The organism is Tessaracoccus sp. (assembly GCF_016714275.1).
Lineage (GTDB): Bacteria > Actinomycetota > Actinomycetes > Propionibacteriales > Propionibacteriaceae > Arachnia.
On sequence record NZ_JADJNP010000018.1, the window covers coordinates 56547 to 72564 of the forward strand.

Annotated in this window: 14 protein-coding genes and 2 pseudogenes; 10 read left to right on the forward strand and 6 right to left on the reverse strand. The window is 71.1% G+C overall.

All coding sequences use genetic code 11. The annotated features are described in order from the left end of the window. Positions 1-2 precede the first annotated feature (2 nt). From IPJ61_RS21660 to IPJ61_RS21675, 4 genes are all read right to left on the reverse strand, one after another. Positions 3-2042 (reverse strand): hypothetical protein, encoded by a 2040-nt coding sequence (locus tag IPJ61_RS21660; protein ID WP_297112826.1) that lies wholly within the window; start codon positions 2040-2042, stop codon positions 3-5. A gap of 145 nt (positions 2043-2187) precedes the next feature. Beyond that, entirely contained in the window at positions 2188-3009 is an 822-nt protein-coding gene (locus IPJ61_RS21665) for a hypothetical protein (RefSeq protein ID WP_297112828.1), read from the reverse strand. Between the two features lie 561 nt (positions 3010-3570). Beyond that, complete coding sequence (locus tag IPJ61_RS21670) at positions 3571-7728, reverse strand: Ig-like domain-containing protein (protein ID WP_297112831.1); 4158 nt, start codon at positions 7726-7728, stop codon at positions 3571-3573. Next, positions 7644-8870, reverse strand: a complete 1227-nt coding sequence (locus tag IPJ61_RS21675; protein WP_297112834.1) for an Ig-like domain-containing protein — start codon at positions 8868-8870, stop codon at positions 7644-7646. The genes IPJ61_RS21670 and IPJ61_RS21675 overlap by 85 nt, the downstream gene beginning before the upstream one ends. A gap of 477 nt (positions 8871-9347) precedes the next feature. Between IPJ61_RS21675 and IPJ61_RS21680 the strand changes: the two genes are divergently transcribed. From IPJ61_RS21680 to IPJ61_RS21710, 8 genes and pseudogenes are all read left to right on the forward strand, one after another. Then, the gene (locus IPJ61_RS21680) at positions 9348-9800 is read left to right on the forward strand and encodes a hypothetical protein (RefSeq protein WP_297112837.1); all 453 of its coding nucleotides are present in this window, start codon (positions 9348-9350) and stop codon (positions 9798-9800) included. A gap of 70 nt (positions 9801-9870) precedes the next feature. Beyond that, the gene (locus tag IPJ61_RS21685; RefSeq protein WP_297112840.1) at positions 9871-10692 is read left to right on the forward strand and encodes a hypothetical protein; all 822 of its coding nucleotides are present in this window, start codon (positions 9871-9873) and stop codon (positions 10690-10692) included. Positions 10693-11104: 412 nt separating this feature from the next. Next, positions 11105-11698, forward strand: coding sequence for a tyrosine-type recombinase/integrase (locus tag IPJ61_RS22490; protein ID WP_366506058.1), 594 nt, complete (start codon positions 11105-11107; stop codon positions 11696-11698). Between the two features lie 72 nt (positions 11699-11770). Continuing rightward, positions 11771-12160 carry an alanine racemase gene (locus IPJ61_RS21690; RefSeq protein WP_297112843.1) on the forward strand — a complete coding sequence of 130 codons (390 nt, stop codon included), beginning with the start codon at positions 11771-11773 and terminating at the stop codon, positions 12158-12160. Between the two features lie 67 nt (positions 12161-12227). Continuing rightward, a pseudogene (locus IPJ61_RS21695) lies at positions 12228-12677 on the forward strand (alanine racemase); the annotation flags it as partial. Then, a pseudogene (locus IPJ61_RS21700) lies at positions 12635-12954 on the forward strand (alanine racemase C-terminal domain-containing protein). The pseudogenes IPJ61_RS21695 and IPJ61_RS21700, both read left to right, overlap by 43 nt. Positions 12955-13128: 174 nt before the next feature. After that, on the forward strand, positions 13129-13488 hold the full coding sequence (locus IPJ61_RS21705) for an MlaE family ABC transporter permease (protein ID WP_297112865.1): 360 nt from the start codon (positions 13129-13131) through the stop codon (positions 13486-13488). 141 nt (positions 13489-13629) lie between these two features. Then, on the forward strand, positions 13630-13764 hold the full coding sequence (locus IPJ61_RS21710) for a hypothetical protein (protein WP_297112850.1): 135 nt from the start codon (positions 13630-13632) through the stop codon (positions 13762-13764). Between the two features lie 57 nt (positions 13765-13821). Here the strand turns inward: IPJ61_RS21710 and IPJ61_RS21715 are convergent, their stop codons facing one another. Next, the gene (locus IPJ61_RS21715) at positions 13822-13971 is read right to left on the reverse strand and encodes a hypothetical protein (RefSeq protein ID WP_297112853.1); all 150 of its coding nucleotides are present in this window, start codon (positions 13969-13971) and stop codon (positions 13822-13824) included. Positions 13972-14014: 43 nt separating this feature from the next. Between IPJ61_RS21715 and IPJ61_RS21720 the strand changes: the two genes are divergently transcribed. After that, positions 14015-14410, forward strand: a complete 396-nt coding sequence (locus IPJ61_RS21720; protein WP_297112856.1) for an ATP-binding cassette domain-containing protein — start codon at positions 14015-14017, stop codon at positions 14408-14410. A 561-nt stretch (positions 14411-14971) separates the two neighbouring features. Here IPJ61_RS21720 and IPJ61_RS21725 read toward each other — a convergent pair. Then, positions 14972-15469, reverse strand: a complete 498-nt coding sequence (locus IPJ61_RS21725; protein ID WP_297112859.1) for a hypothetical protein — start codon at positions 15467-15469, stop codon at positions 14972-14974. 142 nt (positions 15470-15611) lie between these two features. On the opposite strand from IPJ61_RS21725, the gene IPJ61_RS21730 reads away from it, so the two are divergent. Continuing rightward, positions 15612-16018, forward strand: a 407-nt coding sequence (locus IPJ61_RS21730; RefSeq protein WP_297112862.1) for a hypothetical protein, incomplete at its 3' end; no start/stop codon positions are given.

Here is a 16018-nt window from a genome sequence, read left to right on the forward strand (position 1 = left end):
TGTCACAGGTCCCTGGTCGTCAAGTGGAGCGACTCGAGGACCATGCGGGCGGCCTTGGTTGCGGCTGCAGGGGTCGCGAGTCCGGACTGGACCGCCATCGCGTGCTCAAGGCCGCTGTGCGGCCGGTCCGGGACCTCGCCGCGGGCAAGGGCGGAGAGGCTGTGGATGTCCGCGCGGCTCAGGTCCACCTGCCCGTCGGGCCCGAAGTCGATCGTGCCCATCGACAGGGTCATCGAGTCCCCAGCGAAGTCGAGCTGGAGCGTGCGCTGCATGTTCACGAGGTGCAGCGGGCGACCGCTCTCGCGTAGCGTCGCCTTCATCGACGCTGAAATCTCGTTGAGGACGGGCCGGCCCTGGAGGCTCGCCTTTGGTATCGTCCCGCCGAGCGGCCCTGCGTTGCCCTCGACCCTGGCGCGGAGCTGGATGACCCCGGGCAGGCGGGCGATGTTCTCGATCGTTCCCTGATGCGAGGTAGTGCCGTCGGCGTCTGGGGCGACATGGGCAGCGGCGATCACGGTCGTCCAGCGCTCGGCGATCGTCGCGCGCGTCGCCTCGTAGGCCGCCGTCACCGCGACGTCCTGCTGGGCGCGGATGGTCGTCAACTGGTCGGGCGGGAGAGTCTCGAGGAGCGCCCGCAGCTTTGGGCTTCGACGCACGACCAGCTTCGCGTACGCGTCGATCTGCTGGCCCATCGCCGAGAGGAAGGCCTGGGTGAGCGGCCCAGCTCCCCCGGCATCGGCGTGCGCACCGACCTCGGCGATCGCGCCCTTCTTCGTCTCCTTGGCCAGCTCGATCGCGAAGCCCTTCACGTCCACCGCGCCCAGGACCGCCTGACCGGTCTGGGCGAGCGCGGCGAGCTGCTGGGGAGACGGCGACATGGGCGTCATCAGGTCGCGCGCCCCGCGGACCGCGGGAGCCACGGCCTTGCCGGCGCTCGTGCCGGCCCGGCCGACGGCGTCGATGCCGCGCTGGGCTGGGCGTGGCAACCGCGACTTCACCGCGCTCCCTGCGTCCGTCAGCGTGGCCCCAACCTCGCCCGCCGCCGAGGCGATCGCGGCCGGGTTGGCAGCGAGCGCGCGGACGGTCTGCGCGAAGCCGCTGGCCAGGTGGCCGCTCAGCACGTCGAGGGACTGCATGACGATCGTCTCGAGGAGACGCTCGAAGAACGGCACATCGCGCGGGGGCGGCGGCTCGGCCAGCAGCGGACCGATCGTGGCAAGCGCCAGCGTCTGCATCGTCGGGGACGATTGATACGTGCCAAGGATCTCGTCGATCAACTCACCGCCCGTCGGTAGCGATTCGTCGCGCGTGAACGGATCGTCGTCGAGGTCCGTAGTGTTCACGTTGGCGTAGTAGTGCTTGCGGCGCTCGGACGGCTTCGAGCTGGCGCGCCGGAGCATCGCGTCCTCGGCCTCGAAGATCTGGTCGAGCTTGGCGAGGCCCATGTCGACGTTGTTCGCGAGCGCGATGTGCGCGAGCATCTCGAGCACGTCCCTGAGTGCGTCAACCTGTTGCTTCCGCCCCCGTATCGCATCGGTCTCCGGCGCCGTGAGCATGTCCAGCAACGCTACGAGGCGTGGCGCTGCCGCGGCGACCACGCCGGCCTTGGCTACAGCGTTGTGATCCAGCGCGCCGAGCTGATCGGAGACGCTCTGCACGATCTGGGCGATTGCTGCGGTCGTCGCCTCGATGCGCGCCGCCGGGTCACGGCTGGTTTCGATCACTTTGCTCGCGGGATGGGGGGCGGCGAGTTGCACCCCCCGCGCCGTGGCGATCGCGGCGATGTCCGCGTTGAGGGCGTCGAGGACGATCCGATCGTCGGGCCGCATCCGGATCCCCGCGTTGATCAACTCGAAGACGGCCTGGTTGATGTGCATGCTCTGCTCCATCGTGGGCTTCGTCTTGAGGCGCTGCAGCGCGGCGTGGAACTCGTGCGCCACCGCCATGACCTCCGAGGCCGACTCGGTCCCCGGCATCCAGTCCATCCCGAGCGGGGCGGCCGGCGCGTGGCGTAGCGTTACGTCGCGAACCTTGCGGGTCATCGCAAGGACCGGGTCGTGGTCCGGCAATGGGGCTGGACCCGAACTGAAGATACTGCGGGCGGAACCGCCCGCTCCCACATCGACATCGAACGTCGGGTTCGTCAGGCTACCGAGTCTGCCGCCATCCTGGTCATCGGGCATTGCTTCACTCTCCTCGACTCGGGTCGGTCGCCGCTGGTTCCTCGGGCATCGGGGCCAGCGGGACGTCGACGATTCGCGCCGCCTGCTCTTCCGGGTACTCGCCGCCCGCATCGAGGCCCGCAGCGCAGTAGGCCTCTCCATTCGCCTTGGTGATACCGACGATTAGGTTCACAACACGATCCCCCAGTGGAACCCGTGCGCGAAACCCGTCGAACCGCGCTGTGAGCAGCTGCTGGAACGTGGCGCCGATGCGCGCGGCTTCAGTGTCCGAGAGTCCCATCATCGCCTGGCCGTATGCTGCGACCTCCGCGCCGATCCGCTGGCACTCGTTCGGCAGCGTCGTTCCCGGCTGTCCGTAGAAGAACATGACGCGATAGACCATGCCGCCGGTGTCCAGCTCGCTCTTGAGGCGATAGTCATGCCAGGAGCCGTCCGGAGCCTGCTCTGCTAGCTCGACATCGATCTGCCGGAACGACCCCTTCGCCGAGGCCGGGACAAAGCACGTAGGTCCAAGAGAGTCGATTATCCGTCGTGCGGCAGGGGCCTTGGCCCCTGCCTGGGCGAGCGGCAGCGTCAATGGACAATCCTTCAGCAGGAGTGGATAGACATCCGAGAATTTCCAGAGTGCCTGCGCAGGCGCGGCGTCGATCTCGATTGCGTCGGCGGTCACCGAAGCATCTGCGATGGCGACCGGCTTCTCCTTCGTGGAGCTTCGGCTCGAACAAGCGAGCAGCCCCACGAAGGTCGCGAACCGCGCGGCAGCATGTACGACCGACGGCGCCGACCTGGCACGGCCGTGGCCGACTCTGAATGCTGCGCCGCTCATGTCTGTCCTATCGGCCAAGGGCCGCGCCGGTTGCGTAGTTTGAAAGACATTCTCCCTCGCACCGTTCCAAACCCGTCTTGAGCCTCCGCGAGCACCACCATTACCCCTTACTTCGCGGGGGCTTGGCGCCGAGAGGTGCTGAACTGGGCTGAGCCGTATGGCACCGGGGGGCGAGAAGCAGCTAGGGAACAAGGCATGTGACCTCAGCGTGGACCGTCTGGTCGGCCGCGTGGTGGCTGAACCATGTGCAACCGAAGCTCTCTTGGTCAGCGACCTTGCCGAAGGAGTGGAGTTGTAGGTCATTGACCCCAGGGGCGTCGACATAGCACCCTCCGCTCAGGAACTTGCTTGCGGTCGGGCAGGCTACGCCGATGCCGCCAGCGCCATTGGCCGTGACCACCTGGTCGACACTGCGAATCGTGACGATTCGTGCCGGCACGGGCGGTTCGGCAGCCGGGCAATCGCAGACCGCCGCATCGGCGTCTGCTGGCGAGTCGTCACTGCACGCCAAGACGAGTGTGGTTGCGGCGGTTGCGCCTATCAGGATGTAAGCGAGTGGCTTCATGGCGTTGGGCTTTCTGTTGTCGACCAGCTGTACGTGAGGACCTGGACTGTGGCGAGAACGTTGGTGCCAGTCCGCTTAAAGGTGAGCGTACTGCCCGCCGCAGATGCCGCGACGGTCGTGATCTGAGCGGCACCGAACCCCAGCGCCGCCGCCCAGCGCACGCCGCCGACGGTCGTGGCCTGAGTGCAGCGCGCAGTGAACGGCGTGAGCACAGTGAACGCCGAGCAGTAGCGGTTGACGCCATCCCCGGTCGTGGTCAGCGGCGCGATCGGCAACCGTGTCGTCGGCACGATCGGACCGGGCGCGACACCGGTGTTGCCCTCGAGATACCCCGACGTGATGCCGGTGAACCCGATCGGCTGGAGGTGCTTGATCGCGACCACGGCGGTGTACGGTTTGCCGGGAACGAGCTCGAATTCGAGCGGCTCGCAGGTCGGGCAGGTCGGCACAACGATCGGGTTGCTCGGTGTGGTCATGTCGAACAGGCGCACCGTTGGCGTCGCCGTGAACGGGGTCGAGGTGACCACGGTCTCGCCGGGGAGCGTGCCGGTGTAGTCGCCGTCGCTCACACAGATCGCGGGTGGTCCGGAGATGACACCGGTGTCGTAGTTGCAGGTCACGTTGACCGTCTGGGTGCTGATCGTCTGGTACTTTACGCTCCAGGTCTTGGTGAGCGTCGCACCAGTGATGCTCGGGGTGAACGTGAACCACACCCGATCGTTGGTGCGGTTAAACAGATCGACCCGCATGAGCCCTGCGCCTGGGTGGGTGTTGTTGAGCAGGCCGCTGATGGCGTCGTTCTCGTTCAGCTTGTAGACCGCCAGCGCGTCGAGCGCCTCGGCCGCGGCTGGGAGGATCGCGCCCGCGCCGGTCAAGTCGACCGGGGCGCCGATCGGGTTGTAGGTCCAGCAACGCGGGAGCGTGGCGGCGTTCCCGAGCCGGTCGCGGACGGCGAACGTAATCGTGAAGGCGCCCTCCTCGGTTAGGTCGACCACGCCGAGCGCTGGCACGGCCTGGGGACCGTCGCGGCGCAAGGTCGAGGTGGCGATCGTGTCCGACCCCGACGTCGCGGGCGCGAGCGCGTAGGCGGCCGTGGTGGTGCCGCCCGGGCTGGTGACCGCGTACGTGAGGCTGACGGGATCGACGCCGACGCCGACGCCGTCGTTGGCCCGCCAGTCGAACGCCAGCGGGTTGGCCGCGGGCGACTCGTCGCCGGCCGGCGCGGTATCGAGCAGGTAGGCGTGCTTGTAGATGGCCTGGCAGCCGGCGCCGCCGAGCATCACCTGGGTCCCGCTGTGGATGTGCTGGGGGCGGCCTCCGGTGGCGCCGAACGTGTCGTTGCGCTCGTCGTAGACCGCCCGCGGCGTGTTGCTCGCCGTCGGCGCAGTCCGATCGATCCCGAGGGTGTACGTCCGCGACGCGGTGTTGCCTGCGGCGTCGGTCGCGACCGCGGTCAACACATGCGAGCCCTCGGCCAGCGTGCTGCCCGGCGTGTGCGCCCAGGTCGCGCCGGTGACCACGGCCGCCACCGGCGTCGCGACGCCGATCGTCAGGCTGATGGTGGTCGGCGAGGCATCGATCACGTCGCCGCCGATGACCAGCGCTGGCGCGACCGCACGCGACCAGCCTGAGGTCGCGTCGCCGAACGGAAACCCAGTGAAGGTCACCACGGGCGCCGCGTTGTCCATCGTGCGGGTGATCGGTAGCGTCACCGTGCGCCCGGCGCGGTCGGTCACGTCAAAGCGAACAGTCAGGCTGCCGGTGCCGGCGGCATCGTCGACGGCGGTCGTGTCGATCGTCAGGTCGACACGGCGGCGGCCGTCGGCCAGCATGGTGTGGGTCGGCGAGGTGGCGATCGCGCCGCCGGGGCCGGTGGCGGTGACCACGATGTTGCTTGCGAGCGATCCAAGTGCGCGCAGCGTGTCGTCGGCGATCACCTGGAAGGTCAGCGTGCCCCGGACCCAGGTCGGGGGCGCGGGGCCCTGAAGCGTCAACGTCGGGTTGTTTAGGTCGACCACGAAGGGAACGGTCGACGTCGTGACGTTCCCGGCCGCGTCGGTCGCGGTGGCGATGAGGGTGTGCGAGCCCTCGCCGGCGACCGTCGCGGGGCTGGTCGTTGGGATGCTATCGAGCGTGGCGGTCGTCGTGCCCGGGTTGGCGTCGGTCTGTCCGAAGGTGACAGTCACGGGCGCGGCGTACCAGGTGTTCGCGGTCACGCCGGTGATGTTCAGCACCGGCGGCGTGCTGTCGATGGTCCGCGTGACGACGTGCTCGACGGCGGCGTTGCCGGCGCGGTCGGTGACGTTGAAGCGCGCGGTGAACGGACCGTCGGGCAACGTGCTGTAGGCGACCGCGAGCGTGCGGTTGCCGCCGGTCGAGCCGGGCGTGGTCGTGGTCGGCGCGGGCGTGCTGGTGACGGTGATGGCGCTGCCGAGCGAGCCTGCGGCCATGAAGTTGTCGGTGGCCGTGGCGGTGATCGTCAGCGGCGGCCGCACGACCAGGCCGCTAGGGGTCGCGACGCTGGTGATGACGGGCGCGTTGTTGTCGATCGTGAAGGTCCGGGTCGCCATGGTCGTCCAGCCGGCGCGGTCGACGACGGTGACGCTGATCGTGTGCGCGCCCTCGGCCGCGACCTGGAAGCCGGGCGTGATGGGCGTCATGTTGTCGAGGAGCGCGGTCGTGGACATCACGTTGGCTTCGGTGATCGTGTACTGGATCGTGACCGGGCCGCGCAGGAACTGGCCGTCCATCGCCGGCGCGGTGATCGCGATCACCGGGGGCGTGTTGTCGACCGTGAACGACCGGGTCGACATGGCGACGTCGCTGTGGTTGTTCGAGTGATCGAAGCCGTCGAGGACGACCGTGAGCGTGCCGCCGCCGGGCATGATCGCGGCGGTGTCGAAGGTGGCGTGGATGTCGGCGTCGTTGATGTCGCCGTCGGTGTCGACGGTGCTCATCGGGAGCGTGATGCGCAGGGTCGGCGCGGGGTCGAGCATGCCGACGTCGGTGGCGGTGGCCTCGACCATGATCGTGCCGCGCACGAACGCGCCGGCGAGCGGGGTGGCGCCGTCGAAGGTGACCAGCGGGCCGTCGCGGTCGAAGGTGCGGCCGTTGTCATCGAACAGATGCCCGCTGACGGCGCCGACGCACGAGCCGGGCATGGCGTTGCCGCCGCCGGTGGCGATCGCGTCGAGCAGCGGCAGGACCTCGGCGGGGCCGCTGAAGGCGGTGACGTTGCGGGCGCTGTCGCCGAGGTAGGCGACGATGGCCTGGGCGAGCTGCAGGCGCAGCGCCTCGTCGGTGAGTTGCGCGACGCCGCCGTAGGTGAGCGGCGTGGCGCCGGCCTTGCCGTCGAGGCAGCCGTCGGCGAGGTCGCGGCTCCAGATGTTGGTGACCTTCTGGGCGTTGATCGTCGGGCCGAAGGCGCCGGCGTCGCCGCCACCGGCGGTCGACGCGGTCCACGCGGTGCGCGACAGGCCGAGCAGCACCAGGCCGTAGCGATCGGCGGCGGTGAGCGTGTCGACCTGCGCGGGCTCGGACGGCACGACGGTGGTGATGCTGGCGATGCCGAGCATCGCCTCGAGCGCGGCGTGGGCGGTGGTCCAGCGCGCGGTCAGGTCGGCGCCGCCCTGGCCGGCGGTCACGAGCCAGCCGAGGTACGACACGGCCAGCTCGGTGGCGGGCGTGACCACGACGCCGCTGACCGCGCCGCCGTCGGTGAAGGCCGGGACGACGGTGCGCAGGCGGTCGTTGACGTCGAGGCTGACGACCGTGGCCGGCTGGCTGTCCTCGGCGTAGCTGCCGCCGCCGCCGACCTCGATCAGCAGCGGGCCGCTGGTGCCCTCGGCGACCGTGATGCTGTTGAAGCTGCCGTCGATCTCTGTCGGGCCGGTACCGACCAGCGCGCCACGGACCCCGTCGGCGAACGTGTAGATGGAGACGGTCGCCCCGTGCAGACGGCCCTTGATCGCGGTGCCCGAGATCGTGCCGGCGGCGACCGCGTCGATCACGACCTGGCGATCGGCGGTGGCCGGGTTGTCGTCGGTGTCGCGCGCGCTGGCGGTGAAGGTCAGATCGCCCTCGGGCGTGGTCGCGGTGATCGGGAAGCTGCCGACGAAGCGCTCGGGGCTGGGATCGGTGTCGACGACCTGCACCGGGGTCGGAGGTTGGCGACGACGGTGAGCGACGCGACGCCGAGGGCGTCGGTGGCGGTGACGTCGAGCATGACCGCGCCGCCGGTGAAGACCTGGCCGGCGGCGGGCGCGGCCCAGGTGACGACCGGACCGGCGGTGTCGAGGGCCTCGGGCAGATCGGCGCCGAACAGCTCGCTCTGGTTCTGCTGCAGGTGCGTGACCCAGGGCAGGACGTCGGCGCGATCGAGCCCGGTCGTCACACCGTCGGGGGTGCGCAGCCACGCCAGCACCGCGGCGCCGGTGCGCGCGCGCAGGGTGTCGGTCTCGACCACGCACAAGGCGAGGCAGCCCGGGCCGCCTTGCGCCGTGCAGCCCGCGGGCAGCTCGCAGTTCGGCCCGAGCTCGAGCATCGCGCCGCCGACGCGGCCGACGCCGTCGAGCGTGGCCTCGGCCGAGCTGGCGTCGTCGGTGAGCCGATCGACCAGCGCGCGGGTGTTGAGCGCGACCGCGGTCAGGCCCTGCTCGGCGGCGACCGTGGCCGACAGGCTCGCGAGCCCGCGCAGGAACACCGCGAGCTTGACCGGCTCGGTCAGCGTGGTCGCCGAGGCCAGCGGCGCCGGCACGAGCGTCAGCGGATCGGCCTCGAGGTGCTCGGTGACCAGGGCGTGGGCGCGCGCGACCGCGGCGGTGAGGTCGGGCTCACGCGTCGCGGCCAGGCGCGCCAGGCCGACGGCGGTGATCAGCTCGGACGCCGGGCTGATCGTGACCGCGCGCTTCTCGGCCGGGACGAAGCCCAGCACCGGCGCGCGCAGCTCGGCGCCCGCGTCGAGGGTCAGCTCGGCGCCCGCGTCCCGGGTCTGACCGCCGCGGGCGCGCAGGACGAAGTCGCCGAACGACTTCTCGACCGCGCAGTCGAACGCGCCGCTGTCGTCGGTGGTGGTCTCGCAGACCAGCGCGCCGACCTGGCCCGCGTCCCAGCGCAGCACCGCGACCTGGGCGCCACGGACGGGCTCGGACAGCCAGACCGTGCCGGTGACATGCCCGAGCTCCGCGGTCGTCGGCCCGCCGTCGTCGGAGCAGGTCACGGCGGCGAGCGCGAAGAACGCGAGCGCGCCGCGGGCGAGGCGAGAGGTAGAAGGCGTAGGCGAGCGGTCAGGGGTCATGGACAACCTCGGGTGGTACCGGAGCTATCGGCCAGCGCGTCGAACGGTTGCGCCGGGAGCCACGCGGAAGGGACACGCCGCGCCGCGAGTCGCCAAAGAAGGGTAAATCGGTGACATCGAATTGGCTACGGACCGACCGCGTCCACCAGACCCGCCGGAGCGCCGCAGTCCTCTGTCGCCACCAGGGTGTGTCCCGGCATCCAGGCCCATCCCGACCAGATCTAGCGCAGGCGCCGCGCCGCGCGCAAGACCTTTGCGATTCCGTGCGGTTCGGTGACGCAGGCATGTCAGCCTGATCGGGGGGGACCCCACGTAATCGGCTGACAAGAATTCCTGTGGGGCGACGCCACGATCGGTAAAATCAAGAGGGATCCGCGTGATCGAAATCACGGGGATTTGTCAGGCGATTTCGTGGATCGAGCGGCTAGTGGCTGACGCGCGCTGCTCGCCGCAGGCGACGCCGAGGGGCCGATCGACGTGGTCGCCTACGCCGGCGTCGGCGTCGTCGTGGCCCGCCCCGAGGAGCTGGTCCGGCACGCGATCGACGACACGCTGGCGCGTCGGGTGCCGTGGTCGCCGGCGACCGGCGGCGTGTGCGGACACCTGCAGCGGCACGTGCGGACACGGCTCGCGGCGGCGATCTGGCGCGAGGCCAAGGCGCGCGGGCCGCGCCGCGATCCGTGGGCCGCGCGGCTATCCGTGGTGCAGGTCGGCGACCTGCGCGGGCTCGAGCTGATCGCGCACTACGCCGGCGAGATGGCGCGGACGTTCCGGCGCAGCGATGGCGAGGTGCGCGCGACCGCGGCGCGGCTGGCGACGTATCTCCAGACGTGCCTGCGGGCCTACGCCGAGGACACCGCGCCGATCCCGCAGCCGGTGTTCGTAGACGTCACTGTGGCGGACCGGTCGGGCAGCGGCGGGGTCAACTGACGTGGCGATCGCGAACCTGCGACGACGCGCTGGGGAGGGCGTGTGCGCCAGTGCTAGGCTGCGCAGCGCCATGACGCGTGGGGATGGCCTGTCGCTGAGCCGGTGGCGCTGGAGTCGGGAGGAAGTCATCCGGCTGCTGCAGCGGCGCGCCGACGCGAACGAGTCGACCTCGCACGCTGCGATGCAGGAGATCCCCGGCGCGCTGTCGGCGATCGCACGCTCGTTCGGATCGCTCGCCGCCGCGCGCGCGGCCGCCGGCGTGAAGACACCGTTCCCCAAGCAGGAGCGGACCACCCGAGAGGACGTGATCGCGGGCCTCCAGGCCCTGCACGCTCGGGGAGCGCTGACCAGCTACGGGGCCATGACCAGCCACGCCGACCTGGCGGTCCGCCGGCTGGCGTATGGCGCGATCGGTCGGTTCGGGACCTGGCGCGCCGCGCTGGCCGCCGCCGGTCTTGCGCCACCACCGCGGGCCCGGATGCGCCCCGGGCAACGGCGGCGATTGCAGCCGGAGGCGGCGCTGCCGGTCGGCGTCACCCGGCCGAAGTCCTATCCGAGCACCGCCGCGACGTTGTCGCCACCTTCGATCGAGGAGCTGTGGCCCGAGTTCGCGCGCGCCGCGACCGAGGCAGCTGCGACCGACGGCCCGGCGCCGGCCGGTGTGCTCACGCTGCCGCTGGCCGCCGCTGCCGCGGGACACCAGGCCTGGCTGCGCGAGCTGGGCCCGGTCCTCCGCGCGCTGCTCGAACGGCAGGTCCAGTGGATCGAGCTGGCGTCGATCGGCCCCACCCACCGCGCGCTCGCCAAGGTGGTCGCCGCGCTGATCGCGAACGGCGTCGCCGTCGGGCCGACCTTGACGACCGCCGCGGCCGCCTGGGCGAAGGCCACGTAGCGGGTCGGGCCGAGATCATGTCCTTCACGGTGGCGCCCGCGACCCGGACTCCGACCGAGATCGCGTCCCTGGCGCCATCGCGTCGAGGTCGATGTGCGGTGCGATTCGTCGCCGTGCTGACGGCGCTCGCCTCCGCGAGCCTCTGGACGAGCGCGTAGCGGAGTTGCCGCCCTCCCGCGCCGGCATGCGTCGTGTGATTGGTGGCCCGCGAGCGCTCGTTTCGGCCTGCATCCAGGTACATCGAGCGCTCGTGCGGGCGCTCGCGCACCGCTCTGCAGGCGCTCGTGCAGCGCTCGTCACGCGCTCGCGCGCCGCTCGGTGGGCGCTCGCGGTCGCTCGTGCGGCGCTCACGCGGCGCTCACGCGCACTCGGCAGGTGCTCGTGCGCGCTCATGCAGCGCTCGCGCGCGCTCATGCAGCGCTCGCGCGCGCTCGTGCAGCGCTCGCGCGCGCTCGTGCAGCGCTCGCCGGGCACCGGCGACGATCAAGAAAGGGGCTGTGACGGCGATCGGTGGTGCGATCCCGCCATCCGCCACACCCGCGGCCCGCTCGTATTCTGCGGCCGGCGCGGCACCTACATCCATTCACGGAACCGCCATCAAGGCGCTCAACATGATCTGCGACCACGCCGGTCGCCCGCGCATCAACTGGCACCGCTCCGCCACACCTTCGCCTCCCACCTCATGATGCGCGGCGTGAGCCCCAAGGCGATCATGGACCTCCTCGGCCACTCGAAGATGGAACTGACCCTCCGCTACGCTCACCGCCAGCCCGAGACCCGCCGCGCCGCCGTCGGGCTTCGCCCGCCGCCAGCCCAGCGCCGCGCACTCCGGCGACCAGGCCCCGCCACCGAACGAGCGCCCGATCGAGCGCCTGATCGAGCGCCCGATCGAGCGCCCGATCGAGCGTCCGATCGAGCGCGCATCCAGCGTCGAGTGGCCGAAAGTGGCCGCACGGCCAGGCCGCGACCACCTAACCTGCGGGGATCCCTGCCGTTGGTAGAATAGGGGCCCCGTCGGGGCATGACCCGACGGGGGAGGGTCTGGCGACAGCTGGCGACAGACCCTCGGGAGGATCAGTTGCTGCGAGTTGACAGCCGGGGCGACTCGGGCCAAGCCTCTACTCGTGCCGGAGTCTCCCGCTCGGACGGTCGCCTCGCCGTCGATCACCACCGGGGCCGGCATCCGCCCGACCGCGGTCGGATCGACCTCGCGGCGCTCGCGCACAACGCCGCGCTGATCGCCGGGCTCACCGGCACCGCGGTGTGCGCGGTGGTCAAGGCCGACGCCTACGGCCACGGCGCGCCGGCCGTGGCGCGCTCCCTCGAGGCGGCCGGCGCGGTGGCGGGGTTCGCGGTGAGCCTCGTCGAGGAGGGCGTGCAGCTCCGCGACGCCGGCGTGCGCGGGCCGGTGCTGGTGATGGGCCCGGCCCAGGTCGGCGGCGGCGCCGAGATGGTGGGCGCGCGCTGACCCCGGTGGTGTCGGCGCCCGGCGATCTCGACGAGCTGGCCGCGGTGGCGCGCCGGCGCCAGACCCGGTCGCGATCCACGTGAAGGTCGACACCGGCATGAGCCGCCTCGGCGTCGCCCCGTCCGAGGTGGTGGCGGTCGTGACCCGCGCCGCGGCGCTCGGCCTCGACGTCGTCGGCGTGATGACCCACCTGGCCAACGCCGACGTCGAGGATCCCGCCCAGCCCGACGCCACGACCTGGGCCCAGCTCGACGCGTTCGACGCCGCGATCGCCGCGGTGCGCGCGACCGGCGCGCCGGTGACCTCCTGCCACGCCGCCAACAGCCCGGGCGCGATGGTGTTCCCCCGGGCCCGCCGCGATCTGGTGCAGGTCGGCCTGGCGCTTGCTCTGGCAACGGCCGGTGGGCCTACCGACGCTGCCCTCGCCGCCGCCCGGCGCTGCGCTTCGTCACCCACGTCGCGCAGCTGCGCCGGGTGCCGGCCGGCGCGCGGGTCGGCTACGGCGGCCTCGGCCTGATGACCCGCGACAGCCTGGTGGCGGTGCTGCCGGTCAGCTACGCCGACGGCCTGCCCGGCGGATCACCGGCAAGGGCGAGGTGCTGGTCGCCGGCCGCCGCTGCCCGCTGGTCGGCGCGGTGTCGATGGACATCGCGATCGCCGACGTCACCGACCTCGCCGGGGTGGCGATCGGCGACGAGGTCGTCGTGCTCGGTCGGGTTCCGGACGCTTCGGCGCCGACCACGTCACCACCGCCGAGCTGGCCGCCTGGGCCGGGCTGTCGGAGTACGAGGTGACCTGCGGGATCTCAAGCGGGTGCCGAGGCTCCCCCGCGTGACCACCTCGCCACCGCCCGGCGCTCGGTCAGCGCCGAGATCGCGACCGGCGTCGCCGACGCGTTCCGCCCGGTGGTGCGGCTGCTCGATCGGCTTCAGCGATCACGCGATCCCGCTGGCCCGGTCGCTGGCCATGTGGCTGCGGCGCCCGTTCCGGCCCGGCAACTACCTCGAGGCCTGCGGTGCATCGGCGTCGGCAGCCTGCCGATCGTGCTCTTGGTCGGGTTCTTCACCGGCGCGGTGATGGGCCTGCAGGCGGTCTACGCGTTCCGGCAGTTCCAGCTCGAGTCGTTCGCCGGCGGCACCACCGGCAAGGCGCTCGCGGTCGAGCTGGCGCCGGTGCTGTCGGCGCTGATGGTGGCCGGGCGCTCGGGCGCCGGCATCGCCACCGAGCTCGGGACGATGCGCATCACCGAGCAGATCGACGCGCTCGAGTCGATGGCGGTGTCGCCGCTGCAGTTCCTGGTGCTGCCGCGGCGATCGCCAGGATGCTGATGGGGCCGATCCTGTCGCTGTTGTTCTTCATCGTCGCGATGCTCGGCTGCTACTTCCTGGCGGTGGTCGTGCACACGTCGATCACGGCCAGTTCGTGCTGCACACCCGCGACCTGCTCACCACCTCCGACGTCGCCCAGGCATGCTGAAGTCGATCGTCTTCCGGCTGATCGTGACGTTGATCAACTACTACCAGGGGCTACAACGCCGCCGGCGGCAGCCGCGACGTCGGCCTGGGCACCACCCGCGCGGTGGTGTTCTCGTCGGTGTCGTCTGATCAGCGACTACTTCCTGTCCGACATCCTCCTGCGGGTGATGGCGTCGGACACCAGGGTCAGTGAGCGGCACCCCCGACGTGCCGCTCGATCAGGTGGACCCGCGCTGGCACCTGCGCGTGCGCGGCCTGACCAAGTCGTTCGGTCCCAAGCTGGTGCTCGACCGCCTCGACCTCGACGTCGAGCGCGGCCAAGGTCAACGTGATCATCGGCGTCGGGCGCCAGCTGAAGCGTGCTCATCAAGCACTTCATGTGCTTGCTCCGCCCCCCGACCGCGGCTCGATCTTGGGTCGACGGCACCGACATCTTCCGCTGGGCGGCCAGCCGCTGGCGAGTTCCGCCGCAAGTTCGGGCTGGTGTTCAGTTCTCGGCGCTGTTCGACTCGCTGACCGTCGAGGAGAACTGCGCGTTCCCTGCGCGAGCACAAGAAGTCAAGGCCGAGATCAGGAGACCGTCCGCGACCGGCTGGCGGCGCTGGGCCTCGACGGCATGCAGGCCATGTATCCGGGATCACTCTCGGGCGGCCCAGCGCAAGCCGTCGGCCTGGCCCGAGCGCTGGTGCTCAGCCCCGAGATCCTGATCTTCGACAGGCCGACCACCGGCCTCGATCCTGGCCCCCCGCAACGTCGACGACGATCCTGGGCGTGATGGAGCGGTATAAGGTTACACTCGGTGGTGATCTCCCACGACATGGCCTCGGTGTTCCGCATCGCCGATCGCATCGCGATGCTGCACGAGCGCCAGATCCACAATAGCCGGCACCGTCGACGAGATCCGCGCCTCGCGGATCCCGTACCTGTACGGGTTCATCCGCACGTCGGGCGTCGCCGCCGCGGGCCGCGTCACCAGGGCCGGTCGCCCGCCGGCGTCAAGGTCGGCATCCTGGTGCTGGCGCTCCTGGCCGGCACCTCCGTGGTGTGGAAGAGCCTGGGCGCCGACCCGGCCGGCGCGAACAACATCACGCTGCGGGCGCGGTTCCGCGACGCCTCGGGCATGCCGGTCGGGTCGAAGGTCGTCGTCGCCGGCCTGCCGGTCAGCGGATCACCCAGCCTGCAGATCGACGGCCCGCTACGCCAAGGTGCGCTTCAAGATCCGCGCGGACGTCGCGTGTGGTCGAGCGCGGTGGTGTTCAGAAGGCGGCGTCGTTGCTCGGCGACCACTACCTCGGATCGATCCCGGCAGCGCCAGGCCGCCGCGGAACCAGCGAAGCTAGCGCCAGCCACCCGGCTGAAGAACGGCGTTCAGATCGTCCGGGTCGTCGGTCGACCTCACGCCCGACGCCCTGCTCCCGCCGCATCGACCAGAGCCTGCCCAGCGTCGACGCGGTGCTGCTGTCCGGTCAGGACCTGTCGAGGACATACGCCGGCTGGTCAACGGGCCGATCGCGTCGGTGGCCAACCGGGTCGACAGCCTGGTGCAGCAGGAGTCGCAGACGGTCAGGACATCCTCGATCGCGCCGACAAGGCGGTGGCGCGGATCGACACGGTCGCGGCCGACGTCCGCGCTGTCGGGCGGCGCCGACGCGCGGGTCAGGCGATCCTCGGCAACCTCGAGGCGGCGTCGTCGGAGGCCCGCGCGCTGGTGCAGTCGGCCAAGGACGGTGGCGACCACCGGCGACAAGGTGCGCGGAAGCTCGACCTGGTCGATCGGGTCATCGCCTCGACGGCCAGCATCACCGACAAGATCGATCAGGACCGCGGCACGCATGGGCCCGGCTGGTCAACGTTACCCGACGATCGCCGACAACGTCGAGGGAGATCCCCGACGACGCCAAGGGGCTTCTCGGCACGCTGTTCAAGATGCGGACCCCTCACGTCGGGCTGCGCAGCGGTACAACGTCTTCGCCGGCATGGCCCGGCACTACATCCCCGTCGAGCTGCACACCCGCCCGGACAGGTTACTGCCTGATCGAGATCGAGCGCGGCCCGCGCGGCGGCTACCCCGACGCAGCTGGTGTTCGATCCGACCAACGGCAGCGACCAGTGGGTGCGCCCGACGACGATCGCCGACGACTTCCTTCACCTTCCAGTTCGCCAACCGCTTCGACTGGCTGACCTTCCGCTACGGCATCAAGGAGTCGAGCGGCGGCGTCGGCGCCGACGCCGACGTGCGCTGGTGGGGCAAGGGCCTGGCGCTGTCGGTCGACGTGTTCGACGCGTCGTTCGATCAGTACCCGCGGGTGAAGCTGGCCGCGGCCTTCGAGAGTTCCTGCGCCGGGGTGTACGTGCTGGGCGGCATCGACGACGCGCTCAACCC

Bases quoted from the DNA above. Each gene is read 5' to 3' on its own strand.
- IPJ61_RS21660 (WP_297112826.1), bottom strand. From the start codon at position 2,042: ATGACCCGCAAGGTTCGCGACGTAACGCTACGCCACGCGCCGGCCGCC.
- IPJ61_RS21665 (WP_297112828.1), bottom strand. From the start codon at position 3,009: ATGAGCGGCGCAGCATTCAGAGTCGGCCACGGCCGTGCCAGGTCGGCG.
- IPJ61_RS21675 (WP_297112834.1), bottom strand. From the start codon at position 8,870: ATGACCCCTGACCGCTCGCCTACGCCTTCTACCTCTCGCCTCGCCCGC.
- IPJ61_RS21685 (WP_297112840.1), top strand. From the start codon at position 9,871: ATGACGCGTGGGGATGGCCTGTCGCTGAGCCGGTGGCGCTGGAGTCGG.
- IPJ61_RS22490 (WP_366506058.1), top strand. From the start codon at position 11,105: ATGCAGCGCTCGCGCGCGCTCGTGCAGCGCTCGCGCGCGCTCGTGCAG.
- IPJ61_RS21710 (WP_297112850.1), top strand. From the start codon at position 13,630: ATGCTGAAGTCGATCGTCTTCCGGCTGATCGTGACGTTGATCAACTAC.
- IPJ61_RS21715 (WP_297112853.1), bottom strand. From the start codon at position 13,971: ATGATCACGTTGACCTTGGCCGCGCTCGACGTCGAGGTCGAGGCGGTC.
- IPJ61_RS21725 (WP_297112859.1), bottom strand. From the start codon at position 15,469: ATGCGTGCCGCGGTCCTGATCGATCTTGTCGGTGATGCTGGCCGTCGA.